Raw genomic sequence first — 15388 nt, 5'->3', positions numbered from 1 at the left:
TGGCCGAGACGATCCGCGTGGTCACCCGCTCGGCCCTCGATCCCGACGCACGGTCCGTGGAATGGCTGGCCGCCGCCGACGGCACCTATTCGCTGCGTCTGCTCGATCCAGCAGAGCAGCAAGAGCCGGGCACCACGGTGCATCTCACGCCGCGAGCCGGTGCGCAGGCGTGGTTCACACCGGGGCGGGTGCTGGATCTGGTCCGCGATTATGGTTCGCTGCTGCCCTACGAGGTGACGGTCGAGGCGAATGGTGCCGGACTCCGCGCGACCGATGGTCCGCCGGTGTGGCGGCGCGCCTATGCATCCCCGGCCCAACGGCGTGCGGCGCTATTCGAGTACGGCGAGCGTGTCCTGGGGTTCACACCGCTGGATGTGATCGATCTCGATGCCGAATTGGCGGGGGTCAGCGGGGTCGCCTTCGTGCTGTCACAGCCGGGCAATCCGGCTGAAAGCAGTGCGCACCGGGTGTATCTCAAGGGCATGCTGCTCGGTGACGCGGTGCGCGGACTGCTGCCGGACTGGGCCTTCTTCGTGCGCTGTGTCATCTATACCGACAGCCTGCGCCCGACCGCCTCACGTGAGGGCCTCTACGAAGACGAACGCCTCGCCATCGTCCGCGACAGCCTCGGCGACCGAATCCGCGACTGGCTCACCGAAATCGCCGCCGAACAGCCCGAGCGGCTCGCCGCATTCCTGTCCGTGCACGCACTCGGTGTCAAGGCGATGGCGCGGCATTCGCCGGACATGCTGCGGATCATGGTGCCGCACTTGCTGTTCGAGACGACCGACGGCCGGGTTCCGCTGACCGAATTCGCGCGCAACCATCCGACCGTGCGGGTGACGGCGACGGTGGAGGAATTCCGCCAGGTCGCTGCCACCGCGGCCGCGCAAGGCATCGGCGTCGTCAACGGCGGCTATACCTACGATGCGGAACTCGTCGCGCTGCTGCCGACGATCCTGCCTGGTGTCACGGTGACCGAGCTGGACGCCGCCGCCGTTACGGCCGCTCTCGACCCGGTGGATCCCGCCGAGGAACTCTTGTTGGCTCCGGTGCTCGCGGCGGCGCGCACGGCACTGGATCCGCTGTCCTGCGATGTGATTCTGCGTGCGTTCCATCCGGTTTCGGTGCCTGCACTGCATCTGGACAGCCGGGGTGCGCGCAATGAGCGAGCACGGGTCGAGACCACCGTCGGCGCGGATGAGCTCTGGACCGAAATCCTCGGGGCGCTGGAGGCGAGCGCACCCCGTGCCCAACTGGTGTTGAACCACAACAGCCCGGTGGTCCGGCGCTTGAGCCGGATCGACGACCCGGCCTTCCTGCGGACCGCGGTCGAATCGCTCTACGGCCAAGCGTTATTGATGACGCACCGGCCGCTGCGACCGGCCGATACCGCGCTGCTCAATCGCGCTTTCGGCGAATTCCTCAGCTGGGCGACCCGGCGTGCGGCGGGCGACACCGCGGAGGAGGCCTGAGATGGATACCTCCGAGATCCAATCCGCGCTGGCGCAGAGCCGTTCGCTGCCACATGGACGCGGTCGCACGGAACGACTGGAAATGCTTGCCGTCGAGGCGAAGTCGGGTGCGGACCGGGCACTGGAGGGGAGTGTCCTGTTGGAGCTCGCTCAGGCGTATGCCTATGCGGGCGAACGCGATCTGGCACCGGTCGCCTATGGCAGGCTGTTGCGGATCTACGACGAATTCCCGGCCGAACTCGGTCCGATGACGCATTCGGTGCACTGGTATCTGAAATGGCTGACCTGGGGTCTGATCGAGAATCCCGCGGTGCCGCTGCAGACCACCTACCGTTGGCTCGACGAGCTCGAAAGTCGTTACCGGCAGCGGGGATACAGCGCGCGCCCGGTGCTCGCCTTGCGCTCCGACCTGGCGCGGGAACTGGGGCAGGACGGCTTGGCCGCCGAACTGCTGGACGCCGCGCGCGCGGCACCGCGCGACGGAATGTCCGATTGTGATGCCTGTGAACGCAACCAGTGGGGTGCGAACTACGCGCAGGCCGGAGACGACGAGTCCGCGTTGGAGAGCTGGCGTCCGGTCATCGACGGTGCTCGCAGCTGTGCCGAAGAGCCGCATCGGGTGCTCGGGCAGGCCTTGCTGCCGATGCTGCGCACCGGGCGCACCGCCGAGGCGCGCAGTGCGCATTTGACAGGTTATCCACTGGTGCGCCACCTTCCGGATCTGCGGCGCTCGATTGGTGAGCACATCGAGTTCTGCGCACTGACCGGAAATGAGGCGCGTGGTCTGGAGATACTGGCCGAACATGCGGCCTGGCTGACCGATCCCGGTGCGGACGCCGCCATTCGGCTGGCCTTCATATCGGGAGTGTGCGTGCTGTTGCGGCGGCTGACCGAGCTGGATCTCGATGCACTCGAAGTCGGTGTGGGCACGGTGGATTCGGTACGTGACAAGCTGAGCGTCGAAATCGGCGAGCTCACCGCACGTTATGACGCGCGCAATGGCAATACGGTGGTCAGCGAGCGGGTCGCGGCCCGGCTCGCGCGACAACCGATGGTCGACCACCTGCCGCTCGGTGCGCGAAATACGCTGCCGCGCAAGGTTGCCGCTGTCGCGCCTGTGGAGACCGCGACCGTTGAGGAACAAGCCGAGGACGCGCGGCAGCTGGCCGAACTTGCCGCAGTACGTCTCGTCGACAATCCGAAAGATGCCGAACAATATCTGCGCCAAGCGCTTTCGATCGGCGCGACCGCGCTGCCCGCCGAACATCTCGCCCGGCTGAGTTCTCAGCTCGTCATGGTGCTCTCCGGACAGCAGGGCCGGGAATACGAACTGGCCGATGCGGCGCTCACCGCGGCCGCACGGTGGGAGCCGATTTCGGCGGCGGATGCGATACACCTCACCTTCGTCGCCGCGCGAGCCTGCCACCGGGCCGGACGGCACGGGGAGGCGGCGGCCCTCTTCGAGCAGTGCTTCGCGACCGGCGAGCAGCCGTATCCGCGCGCCGAAATGGCGATCGTGCGCCGCCAATACGGCGAATCCCTGCGCAAGCTCAACCGATTCCGTGATGCGGCACAGCAATTCGTCGAGGCGGCCCGTCTGGTCCACAACGACCCCGACCGCGTCGAACTCGAAGCCGAGCTCGCCTGGTCCGCCGCCTCGGTGCTGGACTACTGCGGCGAAGACGAACAAGCTGTCGTCGCCTTCCTCCGCGCCGCCCACCTCTGGGGCACCCTCGACCGCATCGGCCCCCGAGCCAAATGCCTGCGCTCCGCCGCCTGGCTACAGCTCTACGGCGCCGGTATGGAATCCGACCGCCCCTGGCTCACCACCATGCGCGACCTACTCGCCGAACTGGAGAACATCGCCGAAACATCCCCCTCGCCCGAGGTAACCACCGAACTCCTCAACACCCGCACCCAACTCGCCGACATGCAGCGCGACGACCACTGATCACCCAGAACCAGTCCGCCCAGTAGCGTCTCGATCTGGTCGAAAGCGATGGCACCGGCAAGCGGATTGGAGTAATCCGGGTCGAGACGATCAACCCGTCACGCACCAGGGGGACATTGATGATCAGCAGGTCGCCCGCCCCGGCTATCAGCGTGCATTTGCGGACGATAAGAAAACTGTTAGGGGGCATCGGCATTGTTGGGGAGGACACCGAGATCGGCTCGGTGCGTTGTCGATTCGGAGCTCCGGATGAAGAAGACCGCTGCTGTTATCGGCGCGCTGGCCAGCGCCGCAGTACTCACGGCCTGTGGGCCGGACGAATCGCCGACGACCGGGGGCGGATCGTCGACGACCGCGACACCGGCCGCGTCGGTGACGGCGACACCGGCCGCGTCGGTGACGGCGACACCGGCCGCGTCGGTGACGGCGACACCGGCCGCGTCGACGACCGTCGCCGGATCGCCTCGAGCCGAAACCTTCACCGCGACAACAGTTCATCTCGAGGGTGCCGGGTACAAGATCGACGTGCCCCAGGTGAGCGGCGGAAAGGCCGATGCCAGAACCGAATTCAACGCGGCGATGCGGGCCGGGGCGCAGGAGTGGATCGACCGCATCAGCCGTCCGGGCGATTCGGTCACCGGCGGTGACAGCCAGGTCGCCCGCATCGGTTCGCAGGTGCTCAGCGGGCACCTGGTCGTCATCATGTACGGCGAGGGCGCCGCGCATCCGAACAGCTTCGACGCCGCGCATGTCACCAGCATCGATACCGGCAAGGCCATCACCCTGCCCGACCTGTTCACCGACCTGCAGCAGGGCCTGAACACGCTTTCGACTCAGGCCGAGGCCCAGGTGCAGCAGAATCCGCGAGCGACCGGCTACAGCAAGAGCCTGCTCACCCCGGTCGCCGAGCACTTCCAGACCTGGGTCGCCACGCCGGAGGGCATGCGGATCTATCTCGGTGAGATCGCCTCGCATGCCGCGGGCAATATCGATGTCACCGTGCCGTGGTCCGCGCTGGACGGCGTGCTGAAGCCGGGGATGCGCGCGGTCGTCAGCAGCTGACGAACCCTCGACAGTTCGCGGTGGTACGTTCTCGGGCACGAAGGCGAGCTATTCGGGGAGGCGAAATGAGGAAGACCGCTGCCGCTGTCCTGGTCGGCGTCCTGTTCGCCGTACTGACGGCGTGCGGGGCCGCCGACCGGGCCGATTCGCCCGCGGCACCGCCCTTCACCGCAACCTCGATTCGGCTCGAGGGCCCCTGGTACTCCTTCGACCTGCCGCAGGTCGAGGGCGGAACCGAGGATGCGCGCACCGACTTCAACGACGGCTTGCGCGCCGAGCTGGATCCGTACCTGCGGGCCGCGGCGGAGAACCAGAAGGTGAAGGGGTACAAAAGTGAGGTCGCGCACATCGGCCGCCATGTGCTCAGCGGTGTGCTCGGCATCGAGGTCGACGACGGCTACACGCATCCGACGACCTTCAAACGCACCCACGTGACGGATATCGATACCGGCAAGGCGCTCACCCTGCCGGATCTGTTCACCGATCTGCCGAAGGCCCTCGATCGACTGTCGGCGCAGGCAGAGGTGCAGATCCCCAAGACCCGCGTCGGCACGAACCCCTACGACAAGCAGCGCATCGCACCGGCCGTGGAGAACTTCAAGGACTGGCTGGCCATGCCCGACGGTCTGCGCGTCTACCTCGGGGAGATCGCTTCGCATGCGCTGGGCTATATCGACATCACGATCCCGTGGTCCGAACTCGACGGTGTGCTGAAGCCGGGTCTGCGGGCGGTCGTCAGCAGTTGACCGTCCGGCCCCGGCTCGGACCGAACCGACCGGTTAAGCTCGGCTCTCATGCAGGAGAACGGTCGGCGTCGACGCAAGCTGGGGGTGATGGGTGGCACTTTCGACCCCATCCACCACGGCCACCTCGTCGCCGCCAGCGAGGTCGCGAACCGGTTCGAACTGGACGAAGTGATCTTCGTCCCGACCGGACAGCCGTGGCAGAAGGCCGATAAGCAGGTCAGCCCCGCCGAGGATCGCTACCTCATGACCGTGATCGCGACCGCGTCCAACCCCCGATTCTCGGTCAGCCGGGCCGATATCGACCGGGGCAAGGTCACCTACACCGTCGACACCTTGCGTGAGATGCGTACCAAGCATCCCGACGCCGAGCTGTACTTCATCACCGGAGCTGACGCGCTCGCCAACATCTTGACGTGGCAGGATTGGGCGGAGTTGTTCGAACTGGCGAAATTCGTCGGGGTGAGCCGACCGGGGTATGAGCTGAACACCGATCATCTCGAGGAGCATCTGCGTGACCTGCCGGTCGATGCGGTGACCATGATCGAGATCCCGGCGTTGGCGATCTCGTCGAGTGAATGCCGTCGCCGCGCCGCCGAGAACCGGCCGGTGTGGTACCTCGTGCCCGACGGCGTCGTGCAGTACATATCGAAGCGGCATTTATATGTGCCCGTAGGAGTGGAAGGTAGATAATTGAGCGCATCTGTCGAATCGGTGGAGATGGCGCAGGTCGCCGCGCGTGCGGCGGACGAGAAGCTGGCCACCGACGTCGTGGTGCTCGACGTCTCCGAACAGTTGGTGATCACCGACTGCTTCGTGATCGCCTCCGCGCCGAACGAGCGTCAGGTCAATGCCATCGTCGACAATGTCGAGGAGAAGCTCCGCGAAGCCGGGCACAAGCCGGTCCGGCGCGAGGGGACCCGCGAGGGCCGGTGGGCACTGCTGGACTACGTCGACATCGTCGTGCACATCCAGCACAATGACGAACGCAATTTCTATGCGCTGGAACGGCTCTGGAAGGATTGTCCGGCGGTTCCGGTGGACGGGATCGCGGCCGGGACCGAGGTTTTCAAGCACACCGAGTCCGAGGGTGTCGTGGCGCATGGTGAAGCGGGGGAAGAACGCGAGTGAGCAAGTATGCCGGCGTCCGCACGCTGATCCTGCTGCGGCACGGGCAGACCGAGTGGAACGCATCCGACCGGATGCAGGGGCAGATCGACACCGATCTCACCGAGCTCGGTCGTCGTCAGGCGAAAGAGGCCGCGCGCGAACTGGTTTCGCGCAATGCGATCGCCATCGTGTCCTCCGATCTGCGGCGCGCCTTCGATACCGCCTCGGCACTGGCCGACCACACCGATGTTCCGGTGGTCCCGGATCGGCGGCTGCGCGAAACCAACCTCGGGGACTGGGAGGGGTTGACCCATCTGGAGGTCGACGCCGACTATCCGGGCGCGCGGGTCGCGTGGCGCTTGGATGCGGCCTATACCCCGCCCGGCGGTGAGAGCAAACTCGAGGTCGGCGCACGGTCCCTACCGGTTGTTCGAGAATTGTTCGCCGAGCGGCAGGATTGGCCAGGCCGGACTATCATCCTGGTGGCGCACGGCGGGCTGATCGCCGCCCTAACGGCCGCGCTGCTCGACCTGCCGCCGCGGAACTGGCCTGCCCTAGGGGGATTGGCCAATACCAGCTGGGTGCAGCTGAGCAGTCACGGTCCGAGCATCGATCAGCCCGGTTGGCGCCTGGATGTGTGGAATGCAGCGGCGAAGGTGGCCCCGGATGTCCTCTGAAGAACCGGTTCGGCAGGTACCGGATGAATTGTTCCGTCGGGTTTCGGCGAAGCCCGAACGGGCGATCCCGGACGCTCTGTTCGGACCTCCCCCGGTGAAGACGGTCGAGCCGGAGGAACCGGCCGAGGCGCAGTCGGCCGAGTCCGACAGCGACGAATCGGTTGCCGCCGCCGACTCCGGTGACGGTAACGAGGAGCCCGCCGCGTACGCGACCGAGTTCGGAACCGGCGCGGAGCCAGCCGAACCAGCAAGTGAACCACCAGAAGATGTTGCGGCAGCTTCCGATACGGATATCGCGGCGTCGACGATCGGCGCTGAATCCGAAGACGAATCTATTAGTTCCGCAGCGGAATCCGAGCCTGAAGTCACGGTCGCGGTTTCGGCGAGCGGTGACGAATCCACAGTGGATTCGGTCGTCGACGATCCCTCGCTCGAATCGGTTACCGGCGACGAGGTTACGGCCGACCCGGCCTCGACCGATGAATCGGATCGTCCGGTGCTGCTGGTGATCGCGGACTCGCTGTCCTACTTCGGTCCGAAGGGCGGGCTGCCCGCGGATCATCCGAAGATCTGGCCGAATCTGGTCGGTGCCGAACTCGATTGGGATGTCGAGCTGATCGGGCGGATCGGCTGGACCTGCCGGGACGCGTACTGGGCGCTGATCGGCGACCCTCGGGTGTGGGCCGCGGTGCCGCGCGCGGGTGCGGTCGTCTTCGCGGTCGGCGGCATGGATACCTTGCCCTCGCCGCTGCCGACCGCGCTGCGCGAGTTGATCCGCTATGTGCGTCCGCCCGTACTGCGTCGGGGGGTCCGCGCCACCTACAATTGGCTGCAGCCCAAGCTGTCGAAACTCGGTCGGCCCGTGGCATTGCCGCCGAAGGTGAGCGTGGACTACCTGGAGCAGTCACGCGAAGCGCTGGCCCAGCTGCGTCCGGATCTGCCGGTCGTCGCGGTACTGCCGTCCGTGCACAACTGCGCCGCTTACGGGCACGTGCACAGCGGCCGGGAGCCTGCGGTCGAGGCACTGCGCGCATGGTCGGACAAGACTTCCGTCCCGCTGGTAGATCTCGGTGAAGCGGTGCGCGAGGACATCTTCTCCGGCGACGCGAATCCGGACGGCATCCACTGGGGCTGGGCCGGGCATACCGCGGTGGCGAATTCGATGGTGAAGACCTTGCAGGAGGTTCGGTAGTCCGTGGCCGTTGTGGTCGTCACCGATTCGTCCGCCAGCCTCCCTGCCGAACTCGTCGCCGAGTTGGACATCGCCGTTGTACCACTGCATGTGCTGGTCGGCGACCGCACCATCCGCGAAGGCGTCGACGCCATCGATATCGACTACGGCTCGGATACCGTGACGACCTCGGCGGCCTCACCCGGTGAGCTGCGTGCCGTCTACGAGCAGGCGCTTGCGCGCAGCAATGGGGACGGCGTTGTCGCGGTACATCTTTCGCGCCAACTCTCCGGTACCTGGGAGGCGGGACGGCAGGCGGTTCGCGATATGGATGCCGCCGATCAGGTCCGGTTGGTCGATTCACTCGGCGCAGGTCTGGCTACCGGCTTGCCGGTGCTCGCCGCCGCGCGCCGCGCGCACACTGGCGCGACATTGGATGTCGTCTATGACACCGCTGTCGCCGCGGCCAGTCGATCACGCACCTTCATCCTGGTGAACCGCACCGAGCAATTGCGCCGTGGCGGCAGATTGAGCAGCGCCGCGGCCTTTTTCGGCAGCGAACTGGTGAGCAAACCGCTGCTGCAGATCGTCGAGGGCCGCCTGGAACTGCGCGAAAAGGTTCGTACCCGCTCCAAGGCCTACGCCAAACTCGTTGCGGCAGCGGTGGATGCGGCGGGTGATGATGGCGCCGCCGTCGCCGTACAACACCTGGGTGCCGAGGATGCCGCGAATACCGTCGCCACCCAACTGCGCGAGTTGCTGCCCGGCATCCGCGAATTGATCGTCGCGGAATTCGGGCCGACGCTGGCAGTCCACCTCGGCGTCGGTGCGGTCGGTGTGTTGGTCGTCCCCGGCGGCTGCGCCTGATCGGCTACGGTCCAGCACTCGCGGGTGTGCCGCATCTCCGGTCGAATGGCGTGGTAAGCGTAATAATTTCTGCGTGATCGCAACCCCTTCGGTCGGCACCGGCGGTGACTAACGTCGCGGCATGACCGCTGAGGCACTGAACTGATCGACGATGCCACGATCCACAATGTGCGGCGGTGCCGCCAGGCGGCACCGCCCGACCCGACCTCGTCAGCGGGATATCACCAAGTGCCGCAACGGCGCTCGGCGATATCGAGTGGGATGGCGAAGCTTCGATATCGAGGCGGTGTACGGCAGCTATGGTGACGACGTGGGGACCGAATGCCCGATCTGCGATAAGCATCGGGGGATCGGTGCGCTGGTCGGCCCGGTGATCTACGCGGATGACCTGGTATTGGTCACGCATCGGCCGCTCACCGAGGGCGCGCCGGTGCCGGGCTACCTCTTCGTGGAGACCCGGCGACACGCACCGACATTGTCCACCTTGACCGATGCCGAGGCCCACGCGGTGGGCTGGGCCGCTCGACGCGCCGCACACGCGTTACACGTCGAGCTGGCACCGGAATTCGTGTTCTCCGCCATCACCGGGCGCAGCGTCGCGCATTTCCATCAGCACGTATTCGCTCGTCCGCACGGCACCCCAGCCTCGGTACCGTGGACGAACGCCGACGCGTGGCCGGACGCGCCACACATAGATGCGTGCGCACTCGGTGAACTGTGCGACCGCTTGGCGATCCACTTCGTCACCGAGCATTGACGGTCAGAGCAGGATGCTGTGCGCGGCGATGAGTTCGATTATACGGGAAAGCAATTCGTCGGCAGTTAGCGGTTCGAGGCGTCGTCCGTCCCGAAGCCGCACCGCAACAAGGTTATTCGCGACCTCCTTCGGACCTATCACGACTTGGTAGGGGACCAGGCGGGCTTCGCGAATGCGCGCGCCGAGACTGCCCTGATCGGCGATTTCGGCGCGCAGTCCGAGCTGGAGACAGCGTTCGACGAGTTCTTCGGCGGGTGCCGCCTCGGCCGCCGAAATCGGTAGGACGACCAGCTGGGTCGGAGCAAGCCAGGCCGGGAACGCACCGCCGTGCACCTCGATCAGGTGCGCGACGGCCCGCTCGACGCTGCCGATAATGCTGCGGTGCACCATGACCGGCCGATGCCCGACCCCGTCCGCGCCGATGTAGTGCAGATCGAATTGCTCCGGTTGGTGGAAGTCGACCTGCACGGTGGACAGGGTGAATTCGCGACCCGCGCTGTCGGTGAACTGAATATCGATCTTGGGGCCGTAGAAGGCCGCCTCGCCCTCGGCTGCTTCGTAGGGCAGGCCGGAGCGGTCGAGCACATCGGTGAGCATGGCGATCGACTGCTGCCAGAGTTCCGGGCCGGCAATGTATTTCCCGCCCGGTCCGGGTAGCGAGAGGCGGTATCGGGTGGGCCGGATCCCCATGGCCGCGTGCGCCGATCGAATGAGTTCCAATGCGCCCGCGACCTCGTCGGCTACCTGATCGACGGTGCAGAAGATGTGTGCGTCATTGAGCTGGATCGCGCGCACACGGGTGAGTCCGCCGAGTACACCGGAGAGTTCCGATCGATACATCCCGCCCAATTCGGCCATCCGCAAAGGCAATTCGCGGTAGCTGTGCGAGCGGGAGCGGAACATCACCGCGTGATGCGGGCACAGGCTCGGGCGCAGCACCACCTGCTCGCCGCCCAACTGCATAGGCGGGAACATGTCGTCGCGGTAGTGCGACCAGTGCCCGGATATTTCGTAGAGCTCGCGCTTCCCGAGCACCGGTGAGTACACGTGCCGGTACCCGGCGCGTCGTTCCGCGGTGCGAATGAACTCCTCGAGTGCGTGGCGCACGGTGGCGCCGTCCGGCAGACAGTACGGCAGGCCGGATCCGATCAGCGGGTCGGTATCGAACAGGCCTAGTTCGCGGCCGAGTTTGCGGTGGTCGTGCACGGGGGTCTCCTCGCGGACAGCGGGCGAGTGCGCACAAGACGAAGCCCCGGGCACTCGCCCGGGGCTTTCGATCTGGACAGCAATCAGCGCGCCGGGACGGTCTCCGGCGTCGTCGTCACAGCAGCGCGCTTCATGTCGGCCACGGTAGCAGAGCAGACGTGGTGTCGGCACATCATTTATTACTGCGGTTGCGGGAGGAGATTCACACCTGCTCGGCCAGGAAGTTCTCCCAGGTGAGTTTGCCGACCGTCGCACCATCGAGGGTCAGATTCTTCTTCGCGCGATACGCGCGCCCGATCTTGCCGGGCACCGGAACCGGCAGGAACAGCCGACGCTTGCCCTCGGCCTTCAGGTATCCGCGGATCAGTTCGGCCATCGTGTACACAGTCGGCCCGACCAGATCGGCTACCAGTCCGGCCGGTGCGCCGCGGGTCAGGTCCACGAGGCGCGCGGCCACTTCTCGCGAATCGACCGGCTGCCACAGGATCGCGCCCGGTGCGGGAACGATCGGGCTCTTCGCCATGGCTTGTGCGGTCTTCAGGGCGAGATCGTGGAACTGGGCCGCGCGCAGGATGGTGTACGGCACACCCGATTCGATGATGGCCTGTTCGGCGGCGAACTTGGCCCGGAAGTAGCCGATCGGCAGCTTCCCGGCGCCGACCACGCCGATGTAGACGATGTGCTGCACGCCCGCCTTGGCGGCGGCGTCGACCAGATGCCGGGTCGCGATGTCGTCACCCTTGGGGCCACCCGCGAGGTGCAGGATGATCGCCGCGCCGTCGACCGCGGCCTCGACGCCGGTGCCCGCCAGCAGATCTCCGGTCACGAACTCGATGCCGTCGGTCGATTCGTGGGCATTGCGGCTGAGCATTCGAATCTTGAAACCGGCTTCGACCAGCAGTGGTGTGACGTGGCGGCCGAGTGTGCCGGTGCCGCCGGTCAGCAGGATGGTCGTCATGATTCCTCCAAAGTTCCCATGTGCTGCTCTTCACCGGTATGACGACGCAGGGGGGCCGGGTGTGACAAAGCGGGGAATTGTCCGCGCGCACCTCTAGGATTCCCGGGTGACCGGATCCGACCACGATGCCTTCGAGCACCTCGACACCTCGACCCTGCCGCCGCGTCAGCAGCGGATTCTCGCCACGATCCGGGACTGGGTGCTGCGGTACGGGTACGCGCCGAATACCAGGGAGATCGGCGATGCCGTCGGGCTGCGGTCCTCGTCCTCGGTCTCGAAGCATCTGAAGTCCTTGGAGGACAGGGGATTTCTGCGTCGCAGCGAGACCATGTCGCGGCCGATCGATGTGCGCATGTTCCTGCAGGCGTCAGTGGCTCCGGAGCAGGCCGAGGATTCGGTCGCGGTTCCGGTCGTCGGCGATATCGCGGCGGGTACGCCCATTCTCGCCGAGGAACACGCCGACGACATGATGACACTGCCGCGTGAACTCGTCGGTCGCGGAACGGTTTTCGGGCTGCGCGTGCGCGGCGATTCGATGATCGATGCGGCGATCTGCGACGGCGACCTGGTGGTGATCCGCAAACAGCACGAGGCGCATTCCGGTGAAATCGTCGCCGCGATGATCGATGGCGAGGCGACGGTGAAGGTCTATCGGCGTCGCAACGGACACGTCTATCTGGAGCCGCGCAATCCGGCCTACGACGTGATCGACGGTGACGAGGCCGTGGTGCTCGGGAAGGTCGTGTCGGTGATGCGCCGCGTGTGAGCTGGAAATTCCGTTGCCTGGGCTAATGACCAGCTGTAGCGTTCCTTCGGTTTGTCAACCGATCTATCGAAGGAGTCGATGCCGTCATGAAAGCCGTCACCGAACGCGACATCAGGTCGTCGTTCGTCAACTGTTCCAAGACGACCGCCAAGAAGCTGCCGGTGCCCCGGGACCTGGACGCACAGCCCTGGGATGACCTGGATTTCCTCGGCTGGAGCGATCCGTCGCTGCCCGGCCGCGGCTATCTCGTTGTGCCGCAGGACGATCGCCTCATCGGCGTCGCGCTGCGCTACGAAACGGGCGGATCCGGCCGGACCCAGATGTGCGCGATCTGCCTGACCGCGCATACCGGTGGGGGCGTCTCGCTGATGACCGCGCACAAGGCGGGCGAATCCGGACGCCGGGGCAACTCGGTCGGTACCTATATGTGCACCGATCTGGCGTGTTCGCTCTACGCGCGCGGTAAGCGAACGCCCGCGCTCGGCAATCGGTACCGCGAAGATCTCATCACCGAGGAGACCAAGATCGAGCGGGTCCGGGACAACATGAACGCCTTCGTCACCAGGCTGTTCACCTAGATTCGTTTATTCGGCCCCAGCTATGAAATGGAGGTAGATGCCATGTGCCGACACTCAACAGAACTCGGGATGCCCAGGATTCCTCTCCGGTTGAGCAGGCCTGGATCCGGTCCGGACCCACTCATCCGGAGAGGAATCATTCCTTCGGGTCAGCCCTTGTAATCGGCGGGTGGGCCTTCCTGGGGACCGAGAGCCGACTCGAATGCCGCCGAGTAGACCGCGAAGCGGGATTTCCAGGCATCCGGCGCAGGCGTGACCCCGACAAGGCGGTCCAGGCACTCGTCCCAACCCGCGGCATTGCGTGCCGCCGCGCCTGGTGGGAGTTCGTCGACCAGCACCAGGCGGGTACCGCCTTCGTGCTCGGTCAGCTCGAAGCGCAGGGTCTCCTCGCCCCAGGTGAAGGACAAAAGATTCGGCTCGTCCACGGCCAGCACTTCGCCGCTGAGCGTCATGTCGATGACATCGCTCGGGAAGCGGAAGGTTATCGCGGCGCCAACCTGCCAGACCCCGCCGTCCACGATGACGTCGCAGGGGAACCAGGATTTGAGCTGTTCTCGCTGGGTGATGGCCTGCCACACCACTTTCGGCGGGTCGGGTAGCTGGCGCTCCAGTCGTACGGCCGGTCGTGCGCCATCGGTAATCAGCTGAGCGTCGGTCACGATTGCCTCCGTCGGTTGAGATGTTCTTCCAGTCGGTCCAAGCGCGCGCTCCACAACCGGCGGTAGGGCTCGAGCCAGTTGTCGAGTTCGACCAGCGGCTCGAGCCTGATGCGGTAGAGGCGACGTTGGGCATCCGAGCGCACCTCGACCAGCCCGACATCCCTGAGCATGCGCAGATGTTTCGACACCGCGGGCTGGCTCAGGCTCAACCGCTCCGCCAACACTCCCACCGGTTGCTCTCCCTCGCGCAGCACCTCGAGGATGGCCAGTCGATTCGGCTCGGCCAGCGCCTGAAGTGCTTTCGGCGTCGTCACGCAACCGACTATTCCTCATCGGTTATATAACCGTCAAGGCATACAATGGTCAGGTTCGCTGGCGTCAGGGCTGAGGTTCGCGTTTCACTTGTCGTGGTTCCTTGTCGAGACGGAGGCCGCGCCAGGACGGGTGGCGAAGCCGGTCGTCACCGGTCCATTCGGTGAACGACACCTCACCGACAAGCTGGGGCTCGACCCAAATGGCGTCGGGAACACTGGTGTCGACAGTGGGTGTCTTGCGTTGCAGCGGTTGGAGTCTCGCATTCAGCTCGTCGAGCATCGCCTGGGTGAATCCGGTGCCGACATTGCCGATATAGGTCAGCTTTCCGGCGTTGTCGTAGATTCCCATGAGCAATGAGCCGATGCGCCCGGCCCGGCGGCCGGTACCCGGCCGCCAGCCGATGATGACGACTTCCTGGTCGTTGACGTTCTTGACCTTGGTCCACAGCGGGCTGCGTCGCCCGGGCAGGTAGGGGCTGTCGAGTCGCTTGCACACGATCCCTTCGAGGCCGAGCCGTCGCGATTCGGCGAGGATGTCGGCGCCGGAGCCGTGCAGACGCGGCGGAACCCGCCAGTGCGGACCCCGCAGGTCGAGTTGTTCCAGCAGTTGCCGACGCTGCTCGTAAGGCAGATCGATCAGAGAGCGTGTGCCGATATGGAGTAGATCGAAGATGAGGTAAGTCGCTTTCACGGACTTGGCGAGGCTTCGAATCGCCGCGGGATTGCGCTGGTGCATGCGTGGTTGCAGCGCCTCGAAGGAGCTGCGGCCGTCGGCGGTGAAAGTGACGATTTCGCCATCGATGACGAAGGGCGGGGTCGCCGGGGCGAGATCGGCGAGTTCGGGCCACGCGGGAGTGATGTCGTTGCCGTTGCGTGAGATCAGACGCAGGTCGCGGTCGACCTGCGCGATGGCGCGAATACCGTCGAATTTCACCTCGTATGCCCAGCGTTGGTCATCGCTGGGGAGGTGGCCCGCGAGCGCCAGCATCGCCGCATACCGCGGCAGCTTTGTCACATTCGCCTCGACACCATCGCCTGGCCTTTCGCCGGAGATGACAATCAGTTGAATGGTACCGATTGGTCTGGATAGCTGA

18 protein-coding genes are annotated in these 15388 nt (G+C 65.8%); 12 read left to right on the top strand and 6 right to left on the bottom strand.

What is annotated here, in order from left to right:
- Positions 1-1475 (top strand): HSP90 family protein (locus NP3_RS39560; RefSeq protein ID WP_063046835.1); only part of this gene is annotated, 1475 nt, incomplete at its 5' end.
- A 1-nt stretch (position 1476) separates the two neighbouring features.
- On the top strand, positions 1477-3426 hold the full coding sequence (locus tag NP3_RS39555; protein ID WP_063046823.1) for a hypothetical protein: 1950 nt from the start codon (positions 1477-1479) through the stop codon (positions 3424-3426).
- Positions 3427-3605: 179 nt separating this feature from the next.
- Here NP3_RS39555 and NP3_RS48590 read toward each other — a convergent pair whose 3' ends face one another.
- Positions 3606-3908 carry a hypothetical protein gene (locus tag NP3_RS48590; protein WP_063046822.1) on the bottom strand — a complete coding sequence of 101 codons (303 nt, stop codon included), beginning with the start codon at positions 3906-3908 and terminating at the stop codon, positions 3606-3608.
- Positions 3909-3951: 43 nt separating this feature from the next.
- Between NP3_RS48590 and NP3_RS47365 the strand changes: the two genes are divergently transcribed.
- The 8 genes from NP3_RS47365 (at position 3952) to NP3_RS39510 (ending at position 9813) form a co-directional block, all read left to right on the top strand.
- A complete protein-coding gene (locus NP3_RS47365) occupies positions 3952-4488 on the top strand; it encodes an RsiV family protein (RefSeq protein ID WP_157124855.1) in 537 nt (178 codons plus the stop codon).
- A 65-nt stretch (positions 4489-4553) separates the two neighbouring features.
- Complete coding sequence (locus tag NP3_RS39540) at positions 4554-5234, top strand: RsiV family protein (protein WP_063046820.1); 681 nt, start codon at positions 4554-4556, stop codon at positions 5232-5234.
- A 48-nt stretch (positions 5235-5282) separates the two neighbouring features.
- Positions 5283-5924: a nicotinate-nucleotide adenylyltransferase gene (gene nadD, locus NP3_RS39535; RefSeq protein ID WP_063046819.1), complete on the top strand. Its 642-nt coding sequence runs from the start codon at positions 5283-5285 to the stop codon at positions 5922-5924.
- On the top strand, positions 5925-6362 hold the full coding sequence (gene rsfS, locus NP3_RS39530; RefSeq protein WP_063046818.1) for a ribosome silencing factor: 438 nt from the start codon (positions 5925-5927) through the stop codon (positions 6360-6362).
- Positions 6359-7018, top strand: coding sequence for a histidine phosphatase family protein (locus tag NP3_RS39525; protein ID WP_063046817.1), 660 nt, complete (start codon positions 6359-6361; stop codon positions 7016-7018). The genes rsfS and NP3_RS39525 overlap by 4 nt, the downstream gene beginning before the upstream one ends.
- 496 nt (positions 7019-7514) lie before the next feature.
- On the top strand, positions 7515-8210 hold the full coding sequence (gene octT, locus NP3_RS39520) for a diglucosylglycerate octanoyltransferase (RefSeq protein ID WP_063046834.1): 696 nt from the start codon (positions 7515-7517) through the stop codon (positions 8208-8210).
- A gap of 3 nt (positions 8211-8213) precedes the next feature.
- Positions 8214-9056, top strand: coding sequence for a DegV family protein (locus NP3_RS39515; RefSeq protein ID WP_063046816.1), 843 nt, complete (start codon positions 8214-8216; stop codon positions 9054-9056).
- 256 nt (positions 9057-9312) lie between these two features.
- The gene (locus NP3_RS39510; RefSeq protein WP_218025025.1) at positions 9313-9813 is read left to right on the top strand and encodes an HIT domain-containing protein; all 501 of its coding nucleotides are present in this window, start codon (positions 9313-9315) and stop codon (positions 9811-9813) included.
- Between the two features lie 3 nt (positions 9814-9816).
- On the opposite strand, the gene thrS is transcribed toward NP3_RS39510, so the two are convergent.
- The gene (gene thrS, locus NP3_RS39505; protein ID WP_307680402.1) at positions 9817-11277 is read right to left on the bottom strand and encodes a threonine--tRNA ligase; all 1461 of its coding nucleotides are present in this window, start codon (positions 11275-11277) and stop codon (positions 9817-9819) included.
- Entirely contained in the window at positions 11222-11977 is a 756-nt protein-coding gene (locus NP3_RS39500; protein ID WP_245721297.1) for an SDR family oxidoreductase, read from the bottom strand. Before NP3_RS39500 ends, thrS begins: the two co-directional genes overlap by 56 nt.
- Positions 11978-12083: 106 nt before the next feature.
- Between NP3_RS39500 and lexA the strand changes: the two genes are divergently transcribed.
- Positions 12084-12743: a transcriptional repressor LexA gene (gene lexA / locus NP3_RS39495; RefSeq protein WP_063046813.1), complete on the top strand. Its 660-nt coding sequence runs from the start codon at positions 12084-12086 to the stop codon at positions 12741-12743.
- An 86-nt stretch (positions 12744-12829) separates the two neighbouring features.
- Positions 12830-13321 (top strand): FBP domain-containing protein, encoded by a 492-nt coding sequence (locus NP3_RS39490; RefSeq protein WP_063046812.1) that lies wholly within the window; start codon positions 12830-12832, stop codon positions 13319-13321.
- A 149-nt stretch (positions 13322-13470) separates the two neighbouring features.
- On the opposite strand, the gene NP3_RS39485 is transcribed toward NP3_RS39490, so the two are convergent.
- The 3 genes from NP3_RS39485 to ligD all read right to left on the bottom strand — a co-directional run bounded on the left by NP3_RS39485 (position 13471) and on the right by ligD (position 15309).
- Positions 13471-13980 carry an SRPBCC domain-containing protein gene (locus NP3_RS39485; protein WP_063046811.1) on the bottom strand — a complete coding sequence of 170 codons (510 nt, stop codon included), beginning with the start codon at positions 13978-13980 and terminating at the stop codon, positions 13471-13473.
- Positions 13977-14294, bottom strand: a complete 318-nt coding sequence (locus NP3_RS39480; protein WP_063046810.1) for an ArsR/SmtB family transcription factor — start codon at positions 14292-14294, stop codon at positions 13977-13979. Before NP3_RS39480 ends, NP3_RS39485 begins: the two co-directional genes overlap by 4 nt.
- A 64-nt stretch (positions 14295-14358) precedes the next feature.
- Entirely contained in the window at positions 14359-15309 is a 951-nt protein-coding gene (gene ligD, locus NP3_RS39475; RefSeq protein ID WP_245721296.1) for a non-homologous end-joining DNA ligase, read from the bottom strand.
- Between the last annotated feature and the right edge of the window lie 79 nt (positions 15310-15388).

Origin of the sequence: Nocardia pseudovaccinii NBRC 100343 (assembly GCF_001613225.1) — a bacterium.
Classification (GTDB): domain Bacteria; phylum Actinomycetota; class Actinomycetes; order Mycobacteriales; family Mycobacteriaceae; genus Nocardia; species Nocardia pseudovaccinii.
The sequence above is the reverse complement of the archived record's forward strand: the minus strand, read 5'-3'. Positions and strand labels throughout refer to the sequence as shown.